The following is a 22,350-nucleotide window of genomic DNA, read 5'->3' on the forward strand; positions in this document are numbered from 1 at the left end:
TGCTGGTTGTTGAGTATATAGGCTTTGCGTTATTGATTTTTTTAAAATTTTTTGCAACATTTCCGGATTACTAAAGCGAAATAAATGAAAACGGCTGGCTTGTTATGTTGAGCCAGCCCCTATTATCATTGAAAATATTTCACACGTTCTTCAAGTGGTGAGAAGTCTTTATCCCCAGGTTCTGCTTTGGGTTTTCCAAAGGGCATCTGTGCGATGAGTTTCCAATCTCGTGATATATCCCATTTCTTTCTCACTTCGTCATCGAGTAAAGGATTATAATGCTGAAGGCTTGCACCAAAGCCCTCAATTTCCAAGGAAGTCCATACGACAAATTGTAAAATGGCAGACGATTGGTTCGACCAAATCGGAAAATTTTCGGCATACGTTTTATATTGTTCTTGGAGCCTATTTATAATGGCTTGGTCTTCAAAGAATAAAACCGTTCCATAACCATTTATAAATGACCCCAAATTTTCTTCCTTTTTTTTAAAATCTTTGCCATCGGCTGCTTTTCTTAATGTTTCTTTCGTGATATCCCATAATTGGTCGTGGCTTTGTCCAGTTAATACAATCACTCTGGCACTTTGGGAGTTGAAAGCGGAAGGGGAGTATTGAACGGCATGATCGATAACTTCTTTAATCCTTTTATCAGGAACGACATGTTCCTTGCTAAGGGAGTAATAAGAGCGTCTATCTTCAATTGCGCTAAAAAAATCTTTAACCATATATCACACCTCCATTCTTATACCGATTTATTTTGACCTGATTTTTTTATTTTATGATAAGTGATTCCGGTTGAAATTATTTGAATGAAAATGGTTGACAATTTTATCTCTGTCGTTTATCTTTAAATCAAGATATTTGCATTAAAAGTATTATGTTAGGTTAAATACCTTGAATTCGAGATATTATTAGCGGATTAATTCATCTCCGTAAGGGGAGATTTATAAAGATAGGAGTGGTACGGATGGAGTTAAAAGGATTACATCATGTTTCGGCGATTACAGCAAAAGCGGGAAATAACTTTGAATTCTACACAAAAGTCTTAGGAATGCGGTTAATCAAAAAAACGGTGAATCAAGATGATGTTCGTGTGTATCACTTATTTTATGGAGATCAAATTGGTTCACCGGGTACGGAATTGACGTTTTTTGAAATTCCAAATGCTGCTCGCACTCATGAAGGAAATAATAGCATTTCAGAAATTTCTTTAAGGGTGAGGGATGATGAAGCGCTAGGATATTGGAAAAAACGGTTTGTGGAATTCGATGTTGAGCACGATGAAATATCGAACCGTTTTAAAAGGAAGGTGCTTGCTTTTAAAGATCCTGAAGGGCAGAGGCTTATTCTGGTTTCCGATCAGGATAATAACGGCGTTCAAGGTGGATTACCGTGGGATGGAAGCCCGGTACCGAAAGAGTTTTCCATCCTTGGATTAGGACCAGTAAAACTTACTGTACCCAATATAGAACAAACAGAAAGTGTTCTTATCGAGGTATTGGGGTTCAGGAAATCAGGCACATACCCATCCGCAATCAGGGGGCAAAATCCAATAGTCGTTTACGAGACAGGTGAAGGAGGAACAGGAGCGGAACTCCATATTGAAGAAAGGAATGACATCCCTCGGGAAAGGTTGGGGAGAGGTGGAGTACACCATGTTGCCTTCCGGGTGGATAATGAAGAAGAATTGAGAAAGTGGATAGAAAAAATTAGTGAATCGAAATTCGTGAACTCTGGATATGTGGACCGCTTTTACTTCCGTTCACTCTATTTTAGGGAGCCGAATGGCATATTATTTGAACTAGCTACTGATGGACCTGGTTTTGAAGTGGATGAAGCTGAGCAGCACCTAGGTGAAAACCTTGCCCTGCCACCTTTTTTGGAATCGAAAAGAAAGGATATTGAATCGAATCTAAAACCACTGAATACAAAGTCAACTTATTAATCAATGGGAAAGGAAGTAATCGGCATGCAAAAGCAAAATGCAGGAATACATCATATAACCGCAATTGTAGGCAAACCTCAAGAGAATGTGGATTTTTATGCTGGAGTATTGGGAATGCGTATGGTGAAGAAAACAGTTAATTTTGATGATCCAGGCACCTATCATTTATATTTCGGAGATGAATCCGGTTCACCGGGCACAATCATCACTTTCTTTCCTTGGCCTGATGCATACCGGGGGACAATTGGCTCTGGACAAGTGGGGATTACAACATATGCCGTTCCGGAGGGGTCAATGGGCTTCTGGGAAAAGCGTTTGGGTAAATTTAATATAGACTTTGAAAAGGTTACACGCTTCGGTGAGGAATATCTGGAATTCCAGGACCCACATGGTTTGCAACTTGAACTGGTTGAGCGTAAAGAAGGTAAAAATAGCGAGTGGTCATTCGGTGGTGTACCATCTGATAAGGCAGTCAAGGGATTCGGCGGTGCTGTATTATTGACGGCAAAACCGAACAAAACGATGGAACTATTAGAGGAAGTTATGGGCCTGCAAAAGATTGGGGAAGAGGGCGATTTCATCCGCTTCAAATCCACATCGGATATCGGGAATTTGATCGATGTTAAAAAGACGGTTTTACCAAACGGTAAAATCGGAGTGGGAACTGTCCATCACATTGCATGGCGTGCGCGCGATAATGAAGATCATAAAGAATGGAGGGAGCATATCGGTAATCATGGCTATGGTGTGACTCCCTTTACAGACCGTCAATACTTCGATGCCATATATTTCAGGGAAGATGGAGGCATACTCTTTGAAGTTGCCACAGATCCACCTGGCTTTGCTCATGATGAAACGAAGGAATCGATGGGCAGTAAATTAATGCTGCCGCCATGGTTGGAAGAAAAACGGGAAGTTATGGAAAGAACGTTACTGCCGGCAGTGCCGAGAGTACTAGAGGAGGATAAATGATGAAACATATTTTTCAAAAAGGAAGTAATCCAGAAGCTCCGTTACTACTGCTTTTACATGGAACTGGAGGAACGGAAACAGATCTCTTGCCATTATCGGAAATGGTTTCACCGGGTTCATCCGTATTGAGCGTACGGGGAAATGTACTTGAAAACGGAATGCCCCGTTATTTCCGCCGGTTAGCTGAAGGCGTTTTTGATGAGGAGGATTTGCTCTTCCGAACGAAGGAGCTTTATGACTTCTTGGAATCAGCGTCCGGAAAGTATGACTTCGACCGTGACAGAGTGGTGGCATTAGGTTATTCCAATGGTGCAAATATAGCGGCAAGTTTGCTGTTCCATTACGAGGGGGCATTACAAGGAGCGATTCTTCATCATCCAATGGTTCCAAGACGAGGGATCGATTTGCCGTCCCTTTTAGATATACCTGTATTTATAGCTGCAGGTAAAAACGATCCGATTTGCCCGGCAGAAGAAACAGATGAACTTAATCAACTTTTACAGCAAGCTGGTGCTGCCGTGAATGTTCACTGGGAAAATTACGGTCATCAGTTAACACGTTCAGAGGTTGATGCAGCAAGTTCATGGTTCCAAAAGAACTTTTTATAAGAATGAGGGGGATGAAGATGATTTCAGTTAATCCTGAAAGTCTTACAGAACGGGAAAATTATAAGTTTTTGACTGGAAGCATTATACCGAGACCAGTAGCCCTGGTTACGACACAATCCGAAACCGGTACAATCAATATAGCGCCGTTCAGCTTTTTTAACATAGTCAGTTCAAATCCTCCGATGATTTCCATTTCTGTTCAAAGGAAAGAAGGAGTTTCAAAGGATACAGCCCGAAATGCAATTCAAACAGGTGAGTTCGTTGTTCATATCACTGATGAAGATAATGTTGCTGATGCAAATCGAACGGCCAAGGAACTCCCATCTGAAGAAAGTGAATTGGGTCTTACCAATTTCACGCTTGCTGTTAGCGATAAAGTATCCGTACCAGGATTGGAAGAAGCGAAGGTACGTTTAGAATGTACATTAGAACAGTCGATTCCATTGGCAGGTTCCAAGAATAAACCTGGTTGTGATTTACTGATAGGGAGAATAGTCTGCTATCATATAGAGCAAGATATTTACCATAATGGCCGTATTGACCCGAATGGGCTAAAACCTGTAGCAAGATTAGCAGGTCATACTTATACAAAACTAGGGGAATTATTTGAAATAGAACGTCCTTAAGTAAAAAGAAAAAAATGGCGACATCTTCTAAGATGTCGCCATTTTTTAAAACAACATAACCCCGGTTAGTTTTATTTGCCATATAATACGCTCAGCGCCAGTTCCAAAACCAAGCAACCATTTAATATTAATGACGCAGGTGCCATGGTCGTTAGTAGTTAAAAGGAAGCCTTTACTTTCCGAAACAAAACTTGACAATTTTTTCATAGATTGATAAAGTTATAAAAAAATAATTTCTTATCCAGAGAGGTGGAGGGACTGGCCCTATGAAACCTCAGCAACAGGTCTAAAAAGACACTGTGCTAATTCCAGGGGGTGAAACCTTGATAGATAAGACCGTACGTGTTTATTTGTCAGTAACGCACTCTTTTTTAGGGTGCGTTTTCGTTTTTTCTGGATGCAAGATTAAGGAGAGTAAGAATGGAGAACAAAAGGAAGCATGATTTTCAAAGGAAAATGCAAGCACGGCATATAATAATGCTATCGCTTGGCGGGGTGATTGGAACTGGTTTATTCTTAAGTTCGGGATATACGATTCAACAGGCTGGTCCGTTTGGAACCATCCTTTCGTATTTGATTGGTGCATTAGTGGTTTATCTAGTCATGCTATGTCTAGGAGAACTTTCAGTGCATATGCCCGAGACAGGTGCGTTTCATAGTTACGCAGCCAAATACATCGGACCAGGGACAGGGTATACAGTAGCCTGGTTGTATTGGCTAACCTGGACTGTTGCACTAGGTTCGGAATTCACGGCTGCAGGATTGTTGATGCAACGATGGTTTCCATCAATCAGTGTCTGGATATGGAGTGCTCTATTTGCCATGTTGGTTTTGGCATTAAATGCATGGACCGTTAAGTTTTTCGCTGAATCCGAATTCTGGTTTGCGTCTATTAAGGTATTTGCTATTGTGATATTCATTATTCTGGGAGCTGCGGCAATGGTAGGTTTCATTCCAATGAGTAACGCACAATCAGCTCCGTTATTTTCAAATGTTACAAGTGCAGGTTTATTTCCAAATGGTGCTTTTGCCATTCTAATGACGATGCTGGCGGTGAATTTTGCATTTTCTGGAACTGAATTGATTGGAGTTGCAGCTGGAGAAACTGTGAATCCGGAAAAAACGATTCCAAAGGCAATCCGTATGACATTATGGAGATTGATTATCTTTTTTATAGGTACCATCGTTGTTTTATCCGCATTATTGCCTGTTTCGGATGCAAGCGTATTAGAGAGCCCCTTTGTTGCCGTTCTAGAACGAATTGGAGTGCCATATGCTGCGGATATTATGAACTTTGTAATATTAACTGCCATTTTGTCTGCTGCAAACTCAGGACTATATGCCTCATCCAGGATGCTTTGGTCTCTTTCAGATAAGAAAACTATTTCGCCAATATTTGCAAAATTGACAAAACGGGGTGTTCCATTGAATGCAGTCCTTTTCAGTATGCTGGGAGGTGTTTTAGCACTTTTCTCGAGCATTATTGCTCCGGATACTGTATACATAGTGCTAGTATCCATCTCTGGACTAGCCGTGGTTATAGTTTGGATGAGTATTAGCGCGTCACAGTTTCTATTTCGCAGACGATATATAAACGAAGGAAACTCAGTTAATGATTTGGCTTATCATACACCATTATATCCATTCGTACCAATCGTTTCATTTATGCTATGTCTTGCTTCTTGCGTAGGAATTGCATTTGATCCTACACAAAGAATTGCACTATATTGTGGCATTCCGTTTATTTTGTTTTGCTATGGAAGTTATTATCTGACACAAACCATAAAGAAAAGAGGAGTAGATCATGAAGAATGAAATTAACCCAATTGAAGCAATTTTACGAGATCATTCAGTGATGATTTTGGACGGAGCTTTAGCTACTGAGCTTGAAAGTCATGGGTGTGATTTGGACGATCCCCTGTGGTCCGCACGTGTATTACTTGAAAATCCAGAAGTGATTTACCAGGTTCACTCTGATTACTTTCGAGCTGGTGCTGACTGTGCGATAACGGCAAGCTATCAAGCAACAGTTGAAGGTTTCGCCCTCCGCGGAATACAAGAAAAAGAGGCATTGGATCTAATCAGGAAAACGGTTTTACTTGCAAGAAAAGCAAGAGATGAATTTTGGAAGGAAGAATATCAATCGAATAGACCTAAGCCATTGGTTGCTGCATCAGTTGGACCTTATGGGGCTTATCTTGCAGATGGGTCAGAGTATGTCGGGAATTATGGTGTTTCAGATGAAACTTTAGCGGCATTTCACCGCTCACGAATATCAGCTTTGATTGAAGCAGGAGCTGACATTTTAGCATTTGAAACGATTCCTTCCCTGCAAGAAGCAAAAATATTACATTCATTATTGAAAGATTATCTAGAAGTCTATGCTTGGCTATCCTTTTCTTTGAAAAATGAAAAAGCGATTAGTGACGGCACATTGCTGGAGGAGTGTGCCAGATTGTTTGGGGACAGTGAGCAAATTGCCGCAATTGGCATCAACTGTGCGCCTGTAACAGTTATCACGGAAGCCATACAGGTGTTGCGTGCAAACACGCATAAACCAATTATCGTCTACCCGAATTCCGGTGAATCTTATAATCCAGAAACTAAAACATGGCATGGTCCAGAATCATGTAATAGGCTCGATGTGAAATCTGAAGATTGGCACCATGCGGGGGCAAATATAATTGGAGGATGTTGCAGAACCGCTCCTCATCATATTGCAGCCATTTCAAGAAAGTGGCGACCTTCCGTGGTAACGATCTCCTAGCCTTTTTTTGTTATCAAAAATGGTTTGTTTAAATATGTAAGTAGTCGGTAAACCAATAAACAAAAAGAACAGGAAACGTCATTATCTGGCGGTTCCTGTTCTTTTTGAGCTCTTTATTCAGATTCGAGTGATTTGAGAGGTTTGAATTGTTATTCCTGCCATTTCAGAATCAAGCCGCGCAAGACGGGATGGGAATTTCAGGTAAACCAACCCTTTTGCAAAAACTGAAAAAAGAGAAATTAAATCATATTTTTTTCGTGCTTGGGAAAACTATACAAACAATGAATGGAAAGGAGAGAATGAGTTATGAGTCGTGGTAAAAATTTTAATCATAAAGAAAAAGGACATCCAGGAAATTTACCCAATAATAGAATTAGCGAAGAGAAGGAACACAGCCGCCAATACGAACAGATTGAAGATATTGTCACACATGAAGCTTTCAAAAATCGGGAAAAAGAAGATGAAATGCCTTAATATATGGAAATACAGCATATCTGTTGAGACATTATAATTGAGCAATTTTCCATTTCTTTAAGGATTTCAATAATAGAAGCACATGAATTAAGACATAACTCTCACTTCATGTTGCTTCTTTTTTTGATTAATTCACCAGGGGAAACCAAGATCTTTGTCATGATTTTTCTCTCATTGCAAATAGTTTAGAGGGAAAATTGGAGATAAAACTTAAATCAATCTTTCCTTGATGGAAAATGAATAAGTCTAAAGAGGACAACAGAAAAATGAAGATGGATGATTTTTTGGAAAACCGACTTTCTTCCATATAATAATTAATTAATAAACTCTAAATTTCTAAACAGAAATAATTACGTGCAACCGGCAAAGGGCGATCCGACCTTTCCTAATTGATGAAAGCCGCGGTATCTTTTATATGAACATGCCAGGCAGTATGAGAACATGTTGATGAAGTGCGGTTCTTTTTCCAAATACCAGTTTAAACAAGATGTCTGCTATATTTCATTTTGTTTATCGCGATTTATTTCCACTTCCCGTTTAGCTCTAATAAAGGCGATAAATTGAATCGTTTCCTCTTCAGAAAGGGAAATTCCATCTATAGCTAGCTCCATATCTGGTAAATCCGTTAATTCCATGACTTGAGGTGGCTCTTTATCCATATCCTTAGATGGATAATCCACTCGACCCAGAATGTAATCAGTTGAGGTATCATATAAGCCTGCCAATAAATTAATCGTTTCTAATGAAGGGCGGCGGTGTCCCGATTCGTAACCGGCATAGGTACTCTTGGCGATTCCGAGCCTGTCAGCGGTATATTGCAAAGACCATCTTTTGGCCTTCCTTAATGTAGTCAATCTATTTAAAATCATTATTATTACTCTCCTTTTATATAAATCCATTATAACATCATATTGAAAAAAGTGTACGCGTAATGAATAACTTTCGCTTGATTTCAATATGAAACATGACTATAATAACATGTGTTGTACGCGTTACATGAACATTTAAAGCGGAAACATCCTTTTCTGAGATGATAGAATGATAGTGAAACAGGGAGGCTAATTAGGGGGTAGTATATTGGAAAAGTTAAAATCAAAAATGAAGAAGTTGATGTTGCTTACTACAGGTGGTACAATTGCATCGTTAGAAGGAAAAAATGGACTTGTTCCAGAAATGAAAGCTGACGAAATTTTAGGCCACCTACCGGGATTGGATTTACTATGTCAGATTGATAGTAAGCCTTTGATGAATATTGATAGTACAAATATGCAGCCGGAAGATTGGACAGAAATGGCACAATCCATCCATGAGCAATACCATGATTACGATGGCTTTGTGATTACCCATGGAACAGATACAATGGCTTACACTTCTGCTGCGCTCTCATATATGTTACAAGATTTAGGGAAACCAATCGTCATTACTGGTTCTCAGGTACCGATTGCCTTTAAAAAGACAGATGCCAAAAGGAATATCTCTGATGCGATCCGGTTTGCTTGTGAAGATATTGGCGGGGTATATGTTGTTTTTGATGGCAGAGTCATTCAGGGTACGAGGGCCATTAAATTGAGAACGAAAAGCTATGATTCGTTTGAAAGTATTAACTATCCTTATATTGCTACCATATTCAAAGATAAAATTGAGTATCTAAAGCCAGTTCAATCACCAAAGAATAAGGAAGCTAAGTTGGATGCTTCCCTATGTACTGATGTTGCTTTAGTCAAGCTGCATCCCGGTATTAAGCCTGAATTCTTTGATTTCCTGAAAAATCAATGTCGGGGAATCGTAATTGAAAGCTATGGAAGCGGTGGTATTCCATTTCAAGGAAGAAACATTTTAGAGAAATTGAATGAGTTAGTACAATGTGGAATATCCGTTGTCATTACTACCCAATGCTTAGAAGAAGGGGAAGATATGGATATTTACGAAGTGGGACGAAAAGTCGACAAGAATGTCATCATTCGTTCCAGGAATATGAATACAGAAGCCATCGTTCCTAAGTTGATGTGGATATTAGCGAAGACGCAGGATCCTAAAAAAGTGAAGGAAATGATGGAAACACCGATTGCAGAGGACATTACATTCTAGAACAAACAAAGGGGCAAGAGGAAATGTTGATAGAAGAGAAAACATACCGAATCGAGAAAGACTTTCTTGGGGAAAAGGAAATTCCGGCAGATGTTTATTATGGTATACAAACTTTACGCGCAGTGGAAAATTTTCCGATTACCGGTTACAAAGTCAATGAAGAAATGATTCGAGCACTGGCCATGATTAAAAAAGCTGCCGCTTTAGCGAATATGGATACCAAACGGTTATATGATGGTATTGGAAGCGCTATCGTTAAAGCTTCTGAAGAAGTGATCGATGGAAAGTGGCATGAATATTTCATCGTTGACCCAATTCAAGGCGGTGCGGGTACATCGATGAATATGAATATTAATGAAATCGTTGCCAACCGTGCGTTAGAACTTATGGGACACAATAAAGGTGATTATGTACATGTTAGCCCAAATAGCCATGTTAACATGTCTCAATCAACCAATGACGTATTCCCAACTGCCATTCATTTATCAACACTGCGTCTTTTGGAGCAATTGTTACAAACAATGACCAAGATGAGTACAGTTTTAAAGAAAAAAGCAAAACAATTTGATCATGTTATCAAAATGGGACGCACACATCTTCAGGACGCAGTGCCGATTCGCCTTGGTCAGGAATTCGAGGCTTACAGTCGCGTTTTGGATCGGGATATAAAAAGAATAAGTCAATCACGTCAACATTTATATGAAGTGAATATGGGAGCAACAGCAGTGGGAACGGGATTGAACGCAGATCCGCGTTACATTGAAAACGTTGTTACTTATTTAGCTGAAATCAGTAACTTGCCGCTTGTAGGAGCAGAACATTTAGTAGATGCAACCCAAAATACGGATGCATACACTGAGGTATCAGCTTCATTGAAAGTATGTATGATGAATATGTCTAAAATTGCAAATGATTTACGTTTGATGGCTTCAGGACCGAGAGCGGGATTAGGAGAAATCACACTTCCAGCCCGTCAACCAGGTTCATCCATCATGCCAGGTAAAGTAAATCCAGTCATGCCAGAATTAATTAATCAAGTCGCTTTCCAAGTAATAGGGAACGATAATACGATTTGCTTAGCATCAGAAGCGGGACAACTAGAGTTGAACGTAATGGAGCCAGTGCTTGTATTCAATTTGTTGCAATCAATCAGCATTATGAACAATGCTTTCAATGTCTTTACAGATTATTGCTTGGAAGGCATTGAGGCTAATGAGCAGCATTTAAAAGATTATGTCGAACAAAGTGTCGGAGTGATTACAGCAGTCAACCCGCACCTTGGGTACGAAGTGGTTTCACGTATTGCCCGTGAAGCGATATTGAAAGGGAAATCAGTTCGCGAACTTTGTTTACAATATGATGTGTTGACAGAAGAAGAATTGGATCTGATTCTAAATCCTTATGAGATGACAAAACCCGGAATAGCGGGGGCTTCTCTTTTTGATCGGCAATAAACAGTATTCTGGTGGAAAACATGAATCTATATGATTTTTGATATAATGACCATGCCTTTAGGACCATTGGTATAAAGGCATGGTCATTTTTTTATATTCATTTCAATAGAGTATGTCAAACTAACGTCCGTCAACTGCTTTTTGTCAAAGATAACTGAATATTCAGTTATCAGGGGCGTCAATCTAATCATGGATGGGTTTAACTGATAATAGAAAACCCATCCCCCTAGAATATATCCAGGGGGATGGGGAAACTTGAGCTCAATAATATGCCTGTATTAGCCCTTTACTACTTCCTGTCCTCGGACATTCCAAGTACATGCAAAGACCACTACTGCCAGCACACAAGAAATCGTAATCAATGTAAAACCTGCATTCCAGTGAAAAGTCAACTACATATCCCATAATGGCATTAGCCGCTACAGATCCACCTAGATATCCAAACAAGCCAGTCAGTCCTGCTGCAGTGCCTGCAGCTTTTTTAGGAACTAAATCAAGTGCTTGCAGACCTATTAACATTACTGGTCCATAAATTAAGAATCCAATCGCAATTAGGGATATAATATCAATCATTGGGTTGCCTGCAGGGTTAAACCAATAAACAAGGACTGCGATTAATACTCCTAGCATGAAGACAACGCCAGCAGGTCCCCGACGGCCTTTAAAAACTTTATCAGAGATATAGCCGCATAATAAAGTACCCGGAATACCTGCCCATTCGTATAAGAAATAAGCCGTACTGGACTCGTCCATGTTGAAGCCTTTTTCTTCGCTTAAATAGGTTGGTGCCCAATCAAGTACCCCATAACGGACGAAATAAACAAAGATGTTTGCAATCGCAATCGCCCAGACCCATTTGTTATTTAATACATATTTAAATAATATCTCTTTTGTTGTCAGTTCTGTTTCAAACGTTTTTTTCATTTTATTTGGAAAATCATTACGATACTCTTCAATCGGTGGCTCCCTGACCGCCCGCGGAAAGCGAGTGCCTGAAGTGGAAATCAACGCTTATATTTTACACTCCCTCAAAAAAATGTAGGCATTCTATATTTGTATCGAGTTTGTCTAAAGTCTGAGTCCCAGCAAAAAAACGATCGTTCCTCAGGGGCGATTCTTTGCTGTTATTGTCTTTAAATGGTTTCTTACACCGGGAGAATTTTGTTCAAGAATCTAATCTTACCGTTCTATTCAATATTGTTAAGCCATACATTACAAAGATGTAAATAGAATGATTAAGGGGGAACTGCTTTGTCAGAAGGTGTGCATAGTATCATATTACCTGTTTCCAAAAAAACGGTATGGGGTTTTGTAAGTAGCATAAATCGTTGGGCACCTCTAGTCCCAGGATATATCAATCATGAGATGATAAATGAGCGGACACTTATTTGGGAGTTTAAAAGCGATTTGGGATTAATGAAGAAGAAAATTAAACTGGAAGTGAATATATTGGAATGGATTGAACCAGATAAGGTAACATTTAAGCTTAAGGGATTAAATGAAAAATTTGATGGGCATGGCTATTTTTTAGCGGAAGAGTGCGGAATTGGACAGACTAAAATGACTGGCTGCCTGGCGATTACAGCAAAAGGCGCAAAAGCCCCTATCGTCAATGCTTTGTTAAAAACCTACGTTCCCCAAATGACGATCGAGTTTTCTGAGGCAGTTGCACAAAGTCTTCTTGTACAAAAATAGGAATTACATATTGGAGTTTTATTGGATATTGGTACTTGACAATTATACCTAAGTGGTATGTATTATAAATTGTAAGATTTTTATCAAACCTTCATTTCGACTGAAAAGGTTTTATGATGGATGTCTGGATAGGATTCATAAGTAATAGGCAGGGTAGGAGGCCTCATATGGAGTACGATAAGCAGGTTAAAAATAGAGTAAAGCGAATTGAAGGACAGCTTCGTGGGATTTTGAAAATGATGGAGGATAATAAAGATTGCAGGGATGTAGTAACTCAGTTATCTGCAACCAGATCTGCAATCGATCGGACAATTGGGGTGATAGTAAGTTCCAATCTTGTTGAATGCGTCCGGGAGGCTAATGATTCCGGAGAGAAGAATCCCGAAGAGCTAGTGAAAGAAGCTGTGAATTTATTAGTGAAAAGCCGGTAAGCAATTATTTATTGTTAAATAGGGATTTTTAAGACAATTATTATTAGACTGCCCTGGCCAATCTGAGAAATTTTAGTGTCCGGGGTGGATGGATTTTTTAAAATGGGCCTCTACAAGAAGAGGTCCATTTTTGTGAATTCTCTGTTTTCATTTCTGATAAGCAAATCCTTTGATATAAAGAATTTGCATGGTATCCTTAAAGGGATAAAAATTTAGTGAGGGTATGCTATGGAATTTACGCATGTTACATCGGTTTTGCTCGGCCTCGTCATCATTCTAAATATTTTATTTGCAACGATTGTCATATTTTTTGAAAGAAGGGAAGCGAGCACTACCTGGGCTTGGTTATTGGTTTTATATTTTTTGCCTGTAGTCGGTTTTATTTTATACCTGCTTTTTGGAACAAGTTTAAGGCACGCACACTTATTCCAATGGGAGGATAAGAAGAAGATTGGGATTGAAGAAATCATTGATAAACAGATGGAAGAGCTTTCAACGAATCATTTTCCTTTTCGAAATGCTTCTTCGAGTAATTATCGTGATTTGATTTATATGCATCTCCGAAATAATGATGCCGTACTTACTGAAGATAATCAAGTCGATATTTTTACGGAAGGGAAAAATAAGTTTGATCAGCTTTTTAAAGATATCGAAGCGGCCGAAAACCATATACATATACAATATTACATCATTCAAAGGGACGGCCTGGGTAAACGATTCATTGAAGCTTTGACTAAAAAAGCGAATGAAGGCGTCAAAGTTCGGCTGCTTTATGACGAACTGGGATCTAGAGGGATGACCAAACGTTTCTTCAGGGAATTTAGGCAGGCTGGAGGACGAGTGGAGGCATTCTTTCCTTCCAAATTAAAATTTATAAATTTACGACTGAATTTCCGTAACCATCGAAAGCTCGTCATCATAGATGGAAAAGTAGGGTATGTTGGAGGCTTTAATGTTGGGGATGAATATTTAGGGCTTAATCCAAAATTCGGTTATTGGCGTGATACACACCTTCGTATAGAGGGTTCGGCTGTCAAAGCCATTCAAACTCGGTTTATCCTGGATTGGAATCAGGCATCAAAGCATCATGATATAACTTATCAGCCACATTATTTCCCTATTGTAGAGACCCAAGGGAATATAGATTTGCAAATAGTGACAAGTGGGCCGGATTCTGAATGGGAACAAATTAAAAATGGCTATATTAAATTAATTTCATCAGCAAAGAAATCGATTCTCATTCAAACACCTTACTTCATACCGGATGCCAGTTTATTGGATGCACTCAGGATTGCCAGCTTATCAGGGGTAGATGTAAAAATCATGATTCCGAATAAACCTGATCATCTTTTTGTTTATTGGGCAACGACTTACAATGCAGGGCAGTTATTAAGAGCGGGTGCTAAGGTATACATCTATGATAACGGCTTTATTCATGCGAAGATGATCGTGGTGGACGAAGAGGTCTCCTCGGTGGGGACAGCTAACATTGATGTCCGTAGTTTTAAATTGAACTTTGAGGTCAATGCCTTCATTTATGATGAAGGAATGGCCGAAACACTGACCAGGATTTTTTATAAGGATGTCGAAGTATGCAGGCAGCTTACAATTGAAGAGTTTGAAAAGCGATCAAAGTGGATTCGTTTTAAAGAGTCCATTGCAAGGCTGGTATCACCGATATTATAATATTCTAAATAAGCGGAACCATTACTACATGGTCTGTTCAGACTGTAGACAAATTCGGAAAATCGAGTTTGCCTGCAGTTTTTTTACTTAAAAATAGTACGGAGCTTGATTTCAGAAATCCATTCCCTTTTAGTTGTAGACCATTGTTATTCATTGAGTTTGCAAAATCCTTGACTTCCTCACCAGGCACGCGCTTTCCCCACAGGAGTCTCGCACACCCACTCCAATCAACCTTGCTTTATTTTAGATGGAGCCTCTTTTGTCTCAAAGTCAATAATTGAGGCTTCCTGCATTTTTAAAACAAGTACGGAGCTTTATTTCATAAAACGGCAGTCTTATCTTCAAAACACGGTTTGTGGTGAGACCATTCCGAACTCGGTTTTGGTACAATAGTTTATATCCAGAAAAGGGGGAAAAGCCGTGAAAACGTTTATAATCACAGGAGCTTCAAAAGGTCTAGGTGCTGCCATCGCCAAAGGATGTTTACAGGCGAGTGATCATTGCATTTTAGTTTCCCGCACCGCCCATCCTGAAATGCAGCGGATGGCTGACCGTTCCGGGACGAAACTTACATTTATTTCGCTGGACTTGAATGAAACAGAAAAGTTACCTTCCTTAGTCAATGATATTCTTGCTGCCGTCGATGATACAAGTGACATTTATTTCATTAACAATGCAGGTGTCATTGAACCGATAAAGCCAGTAGGAAACCTTGGTATAAAAAATTTGGAAACGAGCATGAGGGTGAATTTCATGGCACCCATCGTATTGGCTGATGAATTCGTTAAACAGACAAAGGACTGGAACAGAAAGAAGGTAATGGTCAACATATCTTCAGGAGCAGCAAAAAATCTTTATCATGGCTGGGCAGCCTATTGCAGTACTAAGGCGGGGCTGGAAATGTTTACACGGGTTGCAGGGTTGGAACAGGATAAAACGTCTTATCCTACGTCTCTCATTTCTTTTTCACCAGGTGTAATGGATACGGAGATGCAAGGGACAATCCGATCAGCAGACGAACGGGACTTTGCTGATCGAGACAAATTTCATGAATATAAAGAGAAGGGCATATTAAGAAGCCCCGAATTTGTGGCAGATAAACTTTTGCAGCTGCTTGAAGCAGAAGACTTGGAAAATGGGAAGTTCTACGACATTAAGAATTTACTTTGATGTATAGGAGAATATGAAGCGAAAAATCAATTGATGGCTTATAGCGTAGGGGGTGTCCCTTTGGACAGCCTCTTTTTTTTGATCCTTTATTCCATTAAAAAAACGAATCATCATTAGGAAATGTGATAATTCGTTCTATCCAATTACCTGAATAACATAAACTTTTTTTAGGGAGTTTGGAGGGTTTTGAATGACGATCATTATTGTGAAAAAAGGTGACACCCTTTGGGAAATTGCCTCGAAAAACAAAGTTGCCCCATCGAGGATAATTGAAGTCAACGGATTGGAATCAACAACTTTGGTTCCTGGTCTGGCGTTGTATATACCTAATGAAAAAGCGGTGAATCGAAGGTATCTAATTAAAAGTCAGGATACCCTTACTAAAATCGGCAGTCGTTTTGGTACGAGTGCAGCGGCAATCAAGGAGGAAAACCCTGGAATCTCTGAAAACTCGCTAAAAGTCGGTACGGAAATTTTGATACCGTCTCCTTACAAAAATCAATTGATTACGCTGGGTTTTGCCTTCCCGACCACAGGTGGAGTCGTATTTGAAACACTTGAGCAGAATGGTGATAAATTATCCTATTTAGCCATTGTCGCTTATTCGTTTACAAGGGAAGGAAATGCGTACGTTGATGGAGATGATCTCCCGCTTATCGCGAAATGCGAACAGACAGGGGTGACGCCGCTACTGATGATCAGAAACTTTCAAGATGGTGATTTCGATGCTGATTTGGCTGGTGATGTCCTTGCCAGTTCAGTATACAGAGCTAATTTAATCAATAGTATGCTGACTTTCGTTAGGGAGAAAGGCTATGGGGGTGTCAGCATGGACATCGAATTCATCCCACCTGCCAGGCGTTCCGATTATGTGCTTTTTTTAAAAGAATTAAAGGAGGGATTGAACGAACTGATCCTGCATGTGAACGTTCATGCAAAAACAGCGGATAATCCTGATAATCGAATTGTAGGCGGGCATGATTATCGGGGGATCGGAGAGGCGGCAGACCTTGTTGCAGTAATGACCATTGACTATGGGTATCCAACTGGACCGCCTGAACCCATTTCCCCACTCTGGTGGATGGGAGAGGTTCTACGTTATGCTTTGTTGAATATCCCAGAGTATAAACTGCAGTCGGCATTTCCTATGTATGGATACGATTGGATTGTACCAAGCCACGAGACGAAAGCTTTATCAGCTCAAAATGCCCAAAATCTTGCCATTGCAACTGGTGCTGAAATAACTTTTGACACCTCAGCGGCTTCACCTTCCTATTCCTATCGAAGAGAGAATTCGAATCATGTCGTTTGGTTTGAAGATATTCGATCGATAAGTGCAAAATATGAAATGATTGATGCATATGAACTGATAGGTGCAACTTATTGGCAGATTGGTTTGGAATTCCCGCAGAATTGGGAGTTTATAGATAATAATATCTGGATTATCAAATAGAATGAATGGGTGCAGGCGGTTCATATATTTACTTCTTTCGTTTGGTTGTACAACTTTTAACAGAGGCAATATTGTTCGACGGGCATTGAAACGATAAAAAAGGAGCCATGGAAAACCAAGGCTCCTTTTGGTAGTGAATCGAAAGACATGCATCATCCAGGAAGATTGGATGACTGATTTGACAGTGATTGATCACATTGCTTCCCTTGTAAGTCGTTCCTTTTAAAAATTGCATAAAGAAAGGCAAGAAATATCAGGGTGGAGGAAAATTGGAACGTTGTTTTGACACTGTATGTTTCCGTTATAAAGCCTAATAGTAAGACAGAGCCGGCAAATGTAAGATTGATGACTGCTCCCCAAACGGCATAAATTTTTGCAAGAGTCTTTTCCGTAGCATGATCTTGGAATAGCTTTGTATAGATCACTTCCCGGATTTGTTCTGGGAGACCGTACAGGCATGCCAGCAGCAAAGCTAAAGTAGGAATACTGGTAGTTCCAAAAAGCAGGATCAGCAGTGAACTGAGAAATAGCCCGAGAGTGATGAAGAATCCAATATGTTTTTCTAGTAACTTGGCAAAACGGATGACGATCAATCCACTTAAAATCATGCCGACAAAGTAGCTTGTGTTAATGTACCCCCACCATTCCTCACCAAGTTGCAGGTTCTGTTCTACGTATATATATAGAACGGCAGCCACCCACACGCTTGAAGCTAAAGTGGTTATGAAATCAATGGAAATGAGGGTACGTATAGTTGGGATTTGACGAATCGCAACCCATCCGGATTTAATCGAACCCCAGTTTGACGGAGCAACAGGGGCCGTCGTTTGTTCTGGGTCTTTGATTCTGCCTGTATAGATTGTTGAAACGGCATAAAGCATGACCGTAAGCCAAATGATGAAACTGCTGTTGGTACTTATCAATAAGACGGAACCTAGAGGCCATCCTGCTACAAAGATGGTCTGGGTGATCACATTCAAGAAACCATTCGCTTTCATCCGCTCTTCTTTTGGAACTAATTGAGGAACCAAAGCTGCGCTAACCGGGGCAGCGACTCCGTCCAATAATGAAATCAAGGCAATGAAGAAAATGACGGCAACAGAAAAACCATGATTGAAGCTTATTATAAAGATTCCTAGGCAAACGAGTAAGACCGTTTTCCACCATTGAGATTGCACGATGATTCTTTTTAAAGGAAACCTGTCGATGACAAGGGGGGCAAGTAAACTGCTGATGAACCGAAAAATCGTTGTAATGAACGGGAGCAAACTCAAATAGAGGGCAGATCCCGTCAAGTTATATAATAGTGAAATCAACCCGACTACATAAAAAATATCCCCTAGATTTGCAAATGCCTGACCAATCCAAAGGCATCGAAACGATGTGTTTTTCATGAATACCATCCTTTACGAAAATAAAGTTCATGGATATATAGAATGGTTTATTTTTTTACACTGGATTCACTCCTTCATTCAATAGATTGCATGAGCCGGGTTGGCTGTTTTATAGATGATTTTACCATAATATGAACGTGGGGGTTCTGAAATGCTTGCTCAATATTGAATATGGAATTATACTCCTTAATATATGTAAAAAAGGAGAAAAATTTGATGATTCGACGTTTTGCTTCATATTACCTGCCGCATAAGCGGTTATTCATTATTGATTTCTTCAGTGCAGTGGTCGTGGCTGTACTTGAACTTGCATTTCCGCTAGCAGTTCAGTGGTTTATTGATACACTGCTGCCTGGCGACGATTGGTCTGCCATTGTTTCGGTAAGTGCCGGTTTGTTCCTGCTTTATATCATTAGTACCTTCTTGCAGTTCATCGTAGGGTACTGGGGTCACAAATTGGGTATAAATATCGAGACTGATATGCGTGAGGAATTATTTGAGCACGTGCAGAAACAATCATTTCGTTTTTTTGATAACACGAAAACCGGCCATATCATGAGCCGCATAACCAATGATCTGTTCGATATTGGTGAACTTGCTCACCATGGTCCCGAAGATTTATTCATTGCCTTCATGACTTTTATAGGTGCATTTTGGATTATGTTGACAATCAATGTGAAACTGGCACTCGTATCGGTTTGTATTTTACCTTTCCTCGTGTTATTGATTGTCATAAGTAATTTAAAGATGAATAAATCTTGGAAGAAAATGTATACAGAGGTTGCGGATGTAAATGCCCGTGTGGAAGATAGCGTCTCAGGAGTGAGGGTTGTACAATCCTTTACGAATGAAACATATGAAATGAAAAGATTTGCTACTAATAATCGCAGATTCCGTAAAGCGAAACTACTAGGATATAAGGTAATGTCCTTTAGCTTATCAGGTATTTACATGATGACGAGGTTCATGACCCTTGCCGTGTTGGTGATAGGAGCTTGGCTAACTTTTCATGGGCAGCTATCTTATGGGGAACTGGTTGCATTCGTCTTATATGTTAACGTATTATTTAAGCCGATCGACAAAATCAGTGCGTTGATGGAACTATATCCAAAAGGGATGGCCGGTTTTAAACGTTTCACGGAACTACTGGATGTCGCGCCTGATGTAGTGGATAAAAAGGATGCAATTGAGGTGACCACCCTTTTGGGGGATATTTCCTTTAAAGATGTTTCTTTTAACTATGAAGACAAAAAGCCAGTTTTAAAAGGAATTGATCTAACAATTAAAGCTGGTGAAACCATCGCTTTTGTCGGGCCTTCAGGAGCTGGGAAAACGACCATATGTTCATTGATCCCACGTTTTTATGATGTTAAGGCCGGTTCAATATCCATTGACGGAATTGATATTCGTGAAATGACGAAAAAGTCATTGCGCTCACAAATTGGCATAGTCCAGCAAGATGTATTCCTTTTCACAGGAACAGTAAAAGAGAACATTGCGTATGGAATGCTTGGAGCATCGGATGAACAAATTCAAGAAGCCGCCAGGAAAGCCCATTTGGAGACTTTCATTGAAGGACTTCCAGAAGGCTATGAAACTCAAATAGGTGAACGAGGCTTGAAATTATCCGGAGGACAAAAACAACGAATTGCAATAGCGAGAATGTTTTTAAAGAATCCGCCAATATTAATTCTCGATGAGGCAACCTCTGCACTCGATACGGAGACGGAAAGAATCATTCAACAGGCCCTTACGGAACTAGCTGAAAACAGAACGACGTTAATCATCGCACACCGATTGGCAACCATTCGAAACGCCGACAAGATCGTGGTTGTTACGGAAGAAGGAATTGCTGAAGAAGGTGGTCACGATGACTTACTTAAGCAGGGGGGCATTTTTGCCAATCTGCATCAATTACAATTTCAAAAATGATGGTGATCAAAAGCTACATGCCCTTTCATTGAGGATATGTAGCTTTTTTTATTTGGTGGAGTTATTTCTTATTGAGTTAAATATTTCCATTTTAAAAGAATGGAAGTGCCCTTTTTGTTAACATATAACTTGATTCTTAAATTGTTTTCATTTGAGGGTGCGGTATGCGGATAGACTCCAAAACCTGTATCTGCTTGCGCCAGTCTTTAACTATCATTAAACACATAAGTCTTCATATTGACGAGTCGGGGCAGTAGGCACTTAATTTGAGAGTTGGTCTAGGCAGTCTTGCAACTGGATTTTGCACCGCTTATTGATTGGGCCATACCGAACTGAATGTCAGTGGAAGTAGGTATGCAGTGTACTAACAACCGAATCACGGGTAATAAAAGTTATGGAAAATATAATAATGTAGCAAATGGGAGGACTTGGAGTTGATCCAGGTCTTTTTTTGGTTCATTAACTTCACTTGAAATAGCAGATTCTTGATTTAGGATAAGTAAACTCATGCCCTATTCCGAAAATGCAACGGAACCGATTCTTCAAGTTATCCATAAAATAATTAAAGATGTTTTAGTAATGGGTAATATTTTTAAAAAATATGGAGAGGGTTTGAAGAAGGTTGAAGCACCCAATATTTTTACAACCGGTTTTCAAAGAAAAAATATGGGGAGGCACTGCGTTACGAGACAAATTCCATTATAACATTCCTTCACAAAACACAGGTGAATGCTGGGCAATTTCTGCCCATCCAAATGGGCAAAGTATTGTAAGTGCAGGTCAATTTAAAGGCCTTTCCCTAGGAGAACTTTGGCGAAAACACCCTGGGATTTTTGGTGGGATGAAACAGGGGGATTTTCCACTTTTAACAAAAATTCTAGATGCGAATAATGATTTATCTATACAAGTCCATCCTAACGATGAAAATTCTAATAACAAGGAAAACGGAATGCAGGGTAAAACAGAGTGCTGGTATATAATCCATTGTGAAGAAGATTCAGAGATTGTACTTGGGCATAATGCAAATACAAAGGATGAATTAATAAACATGATTGAAAATAAGCAATGGGATCGATTGCTTAAAAGAGTAAAAATTAAACCGGGTGACTTTTTCTATGTACCAGCTGGTACGATACATTCTCTTGGTAAAGGAATCCTTGTTTTGGAAACACAACAAAGCTCTGACTCCACTTACCGTGTCTATGATTATGACCGTGTCGACAGTAATGGTAACCTTAGAGAATTACATTTGGATAAAGCGATTGATGTAACGATAATTCCTCATGAACTAAAAGAATCAGGTTGTATAGTGATAAAAAAAGAAGAGGCAACCATTACAAGATTTGTAGATTCAGAGTATTTCTCTGTATATAAATGGGAAGTGAATGGTGTTTATTCTAATACACAAAACGAAAAGTTTCAATTAGCAAGTGTAATCGAAGGAACTGGTCAAATTAAAACAGCAGAAGGAACATCTTTATTCAAAAAAGGAGACCACTTTATTCTGCCGTTCGATTTAGGGGATTTTGAAATTAAGGGTAATTTAGAGCTAATCGTTTCACACCCATAAGGTTGTAGTCGGAATTATAATGAAAGAGGTATGAAAAGTAAAATATAATAATAATACCCAAATATCAATAATAACTTAAGAAAGC

20 protein-coding genes, 1 pseudogene and 1 riboswitch are annotated in these 22,350 nt (G+C 39.5%); of the genes and pseudogenes, 16 read left to right on the forward strand and 5 right to left on the reverse strand.

Going from position 1 to position 22,350, the window contains the following annotated elements; genetic code table 11:
• Positions 1–125: 125 nt before the first annotated feature.
• On the reverse strand, positions 126–725 hold the full coding sequence (locus tag J7I90_RS15360) for a nitroreductase family protein (protein ID WP_214772726.1): 600 nt from the start codon (positions 723–725) through the stop codon (positions 126–128).
• Between the two features lie 242 nt (positions 726–967).
• On the opposite strand from J7I90_RS15360, the gene J7I90_RS15365 reads away from it, so the two are divergent.
• Genes J7I90_RS15365 through J7I90_RS15380 form a run of 4 tightly spaced genes read left to right on the forward strand, consistent with a single transcriptional unit; the run spans position 968 to position 4,151 of the window.
• Complete coding sequence (locus J7I90_RS15365) at positions 968–1,945, forward strand: ring-cleaving dioxygenase (protein WP_214772727.1); 978 nt, start codon at positions 968–970, stop codon at positions 1,943–1,945.
• Between the two features lie 24 nt (positions 1,946–1,969).
• Positions 1,970–2,917: a ring-cleaving dioxygenase gene (locus J7I90_RS15370; RefSeq protein WP_214772728.1), complete on the forward strand. Its 948-nt coding sequence runs from the start codon at positions 1,970–1,972 to the stop codon at positions 2,915–2,917.
• Complete coding sequence (locus J7I90_RS15375) at positions 2,917–3,525, forward strand: alpha/beta hydrolase (protein WP_214772729.1); 609 nt, start codon at positions 2,917–2,919, stop codon at positions 3,523–3,525. Before J7I90_RS15370 ends, J7I90_RS15375 begins: the two co-directional genes overlap by 1 nt.
• A 17-nt stretch (positions 3,526–3,542) precedes the next feature.
• Positions 3,543–4,151 (forward strand): flavin reductase family protein, encoded by a 609-nt coding sequence (locus J7I90_RS15380; protein ID WP_214772730.1) that lies wholly within the window; start codon positions 3,543–3,545, stop codon positions 4,149–4,151.
• Positions 4,152–4,196: 45 nt separating this feature from the next.
• On the opposite strand, the gene J7I90_RS15385 is transcribed toward J7I90_RS15380, so the two are convergent.
• The gene (locus J7I90_RS15385) at positions 4,197–4,358 is read right to left on the reverse strand and encodes a hypothetical protein (RefSeq protein ID WP_214772731.1); all 162 of its coding nucleotides are present in this window, start codon (positions 4,356–4,358) and stop codon (positions 4,197–4,199) included.
• Positions 4,359–4,385: 27 nt separating this feature from the next.
• A riboswitch (SAM riboswitch) is annotated at positions 4,386–4,488 on the forward strand.
• An 83-nt stretch (positions 4,489–4,571) separates the two neighbouring features.
• Between J7I90_RS15385 and mmuP the strand changes: the two genes are divergently transcribed.
• From mmuP to J7I90_RS15400, 3 genes are all read left to right on the forward strand, one after another.
• Positions 4,572–5,966 carry an S-methylmethionine permease gene (mmuP, locus tag J7I90_RS15390; protein WP_214772732.1) on the forward strand — a complete coding sequence of 465 codons (1,395 nt, stop codon included), beginning with the start codon at positions 4,572–4,574 and terminating at the stop codon, positions 5,964–5,966.
• On the forward strand, positions 5,956–6,918 hold the full coding sequence (gene mmuM, locus J7I90_RS15395; RefSeq protein ID WP_214772733.1) for a homocysteine S-methyltransferase: 963 nt from the start codon (positions 5,956–5,958) through the stop codon (positions 6,916–6,918). Before mmuP ends, mmuM begins: the two co-directional genes overlap by 11 nt.
• A gap of 306 nt (positions 6,919–7,224) precedes the next feature.
• Positions 7,225–7,392: a hypothetical protein gene (locus J7I90_RS15400; RefSeq protein ID WP_162878727.1), complete on the forward strand. Its 168-nt coding sequence runs from the start codon at positions 7,225–7,227 to the stop codon at positions 7,390–7,392.
• A gap of 494 nt (positions 7,393–7,886) precedes the next feature.
• On the opposite strand, the gene J7I90_RS15405 is transcribed toward J7I90_RS15400, so the two are convergent.
• Positions 7,887–8,261 carry a helix-turn-helix domain-containing protein gene (locus J7I90_RS15405; protein WP_214772734.1) on the reverse strand — a complete coding sequence of 125 codons (375 nt, stop codon included), beginning with the start codon at positions 8,259–8,261 and terminating at the stop codon, positions 7,887–7,889.
• 229 nt (positions 8,262–8,490) lie between these two features.
• On the opposite strand from J7I90_RS15405, the gene J7I90_RS15410 reads away from it, so the two are divergent.
• Together J7I90_RS15410 and aspA are read left to right on the forward strand one after the other, a co-directional pair.
• Positions 8,491–9,480 (forward strand): asparaginase, encoded by a 990-nt coding sequence (locus J7I90_RS15410; RefSeq protein ID WP_214772863.1) that lies wholly within the window; start codon positions 8,491–8,493, stop codon positions 9,478–9,480.
• Positions 9,481–9,503: 23 nt separating this feature from the next.
• Positions 9,504–10,934, forward strand: coding sequence for an aspartate ammonia-lyase (gene aspA, locus J7I90_RS15415; RefSeq protein ID WP_034307227.1), 1,431 nt, complete (start codon positions 9,504–9,506; stop codon positions 10,932–10,934).
• 278 nt (positions 10,935–11,212) lie between these two features.
• On the opposite strand, the pseudogene J7I90_RS15420 reads toward aspA, so the two are convergent.
• Positions 11,213–11,900 (reverse strand): annotated as a pseudogene (locus tag J7I90_RS15420) (MFS transporter); the annotation flags it as partial.
• A 285-nt stretch (positions 11,901–12,185) separates the two neighbouring features.
• On the opposite strand from J7I90_RS15420, the gene J7I90_RS15425 reads away from it, so the two are divergent.
• The 5 genes from J7I90_RS15425 (at position 12,186) to J7I90_RS15445 (ending at position 17,369) form a co-directional block, all read left to right on the forward strand.
• A complete protein-coding gene (locus J7I90_RS15425) occupies positions 12,186–12,629 on the forward strand; it encodes an SRPBCC family protein (RefSeq protein WP_214772735.1) in 444 nt (147 codons plus the stop codon).
• Between the two features lie 167 nt (positions 12,630–12,796).
• Positions 12,797–13,060, forward strand: a complete 264-nt coding sequence (locus tag J7I90_RS15430) for a metal-sensitive transcriptional regulator (RefSeq protein ID WP_214772736.1) — start codon at positions 12,797–12,799, stop codon at positions 13,058–13,060.
• A gap of 228 nt (positions 13,061–13,288) precedes the next feature.
• Complete coding sequence (cls, locus tag J7I90_RS15435) at positions 13,289–14,746, forward strand: cardiolipin synthase (RefSeq protein ID WP_214772737.1); 1,458 nt, start codon at positions 13,289–13,291, stop codon at positions 14,744–14,746.
• A 420-nt stretch (positions 14,747–15,166) separates the two neighbouring features.
• Positions 15,167–15,916, forward strand: a complete 750-nt coding sequence (locus J7I90_RS15440) for a (S)-benzoin forming benzil reductase (protein ID WP_214772738.1) — start codon at positions 15,167–15,169, stop codon at positions 15,914–15,916.
• Positions 15,917–16,106: 190 nt separating this feature from the next.
• Positions 16,107–17,369: a glycosyl hydrolase family 18 protein gene (locus tag J7I90_RS15445; protein WP_214772739.1), complete on the forward strand. Its 1,263-nt coding sequence runs from the start codon at positions 16,107–16,109 to the stop codon at positions 17,367–17,369.
• 152 nt (positions 17,370–17,521) lie between these two features.
• On the opposite strand, the gene J7I90_RS15450 is transcribed toward J7I90_RS15445, so the two are convergent.
• Entirely contained in the window at positions 17,522–18,763 is a 1,242-nt protein-coding gene (locus tag J7I90_RS15450) for an MFS transporter (protein ID WP_214772740.1), read from the reverse strand.
• A 216-nt stretch (positions 18,764–18,979) separates the two neighbouring features.
• On the opposite strand from J7I90_RS15450, the gene J7I90_RS15455 reads away from it, so the two are divergent.
• Together J7I90_RS15455 and manA are read left to right on the forward strand one after the other, a co-directional pair.
• On the forward strand, positions 18,980–20,695 hold the full coding sequence (locus tag J7I90_RS15455; protein WP_214772741.1) for an ABC transporter ATP-binding protein: 1,716 nt from the start codon (positions 18,980–18,982) through the stop codon (positions 20,693–20,695).
• 622 nt (positions 20,696–21,317) lie between these two features.
• The gene (manA, locus tag J7I90_RS15460) at positions 21,318–22,265 is read left to right on the forward strand and encodes a mannose-6-phosphate isomerase, class I (protein WP_214772742.1); all 948 of its coding nucleotides are present in this window, start codon (positions 21,318–21,320) and stop codon (positions 22,263–22,265) included.
• Positions 22,266–22,350: the final 85 nt, after the last annotated feature.

Source organism: Bacillus sp. ISL-57 (assembly GCF_018613135.1).
In the GTDB taxonomy this organism is placed as follows: domain Bacteria; phylum Bacillota; class Bacilli; order Bacillales; family DSM-1321; genus Peribacillus; species Peribacillus frigoritolerans.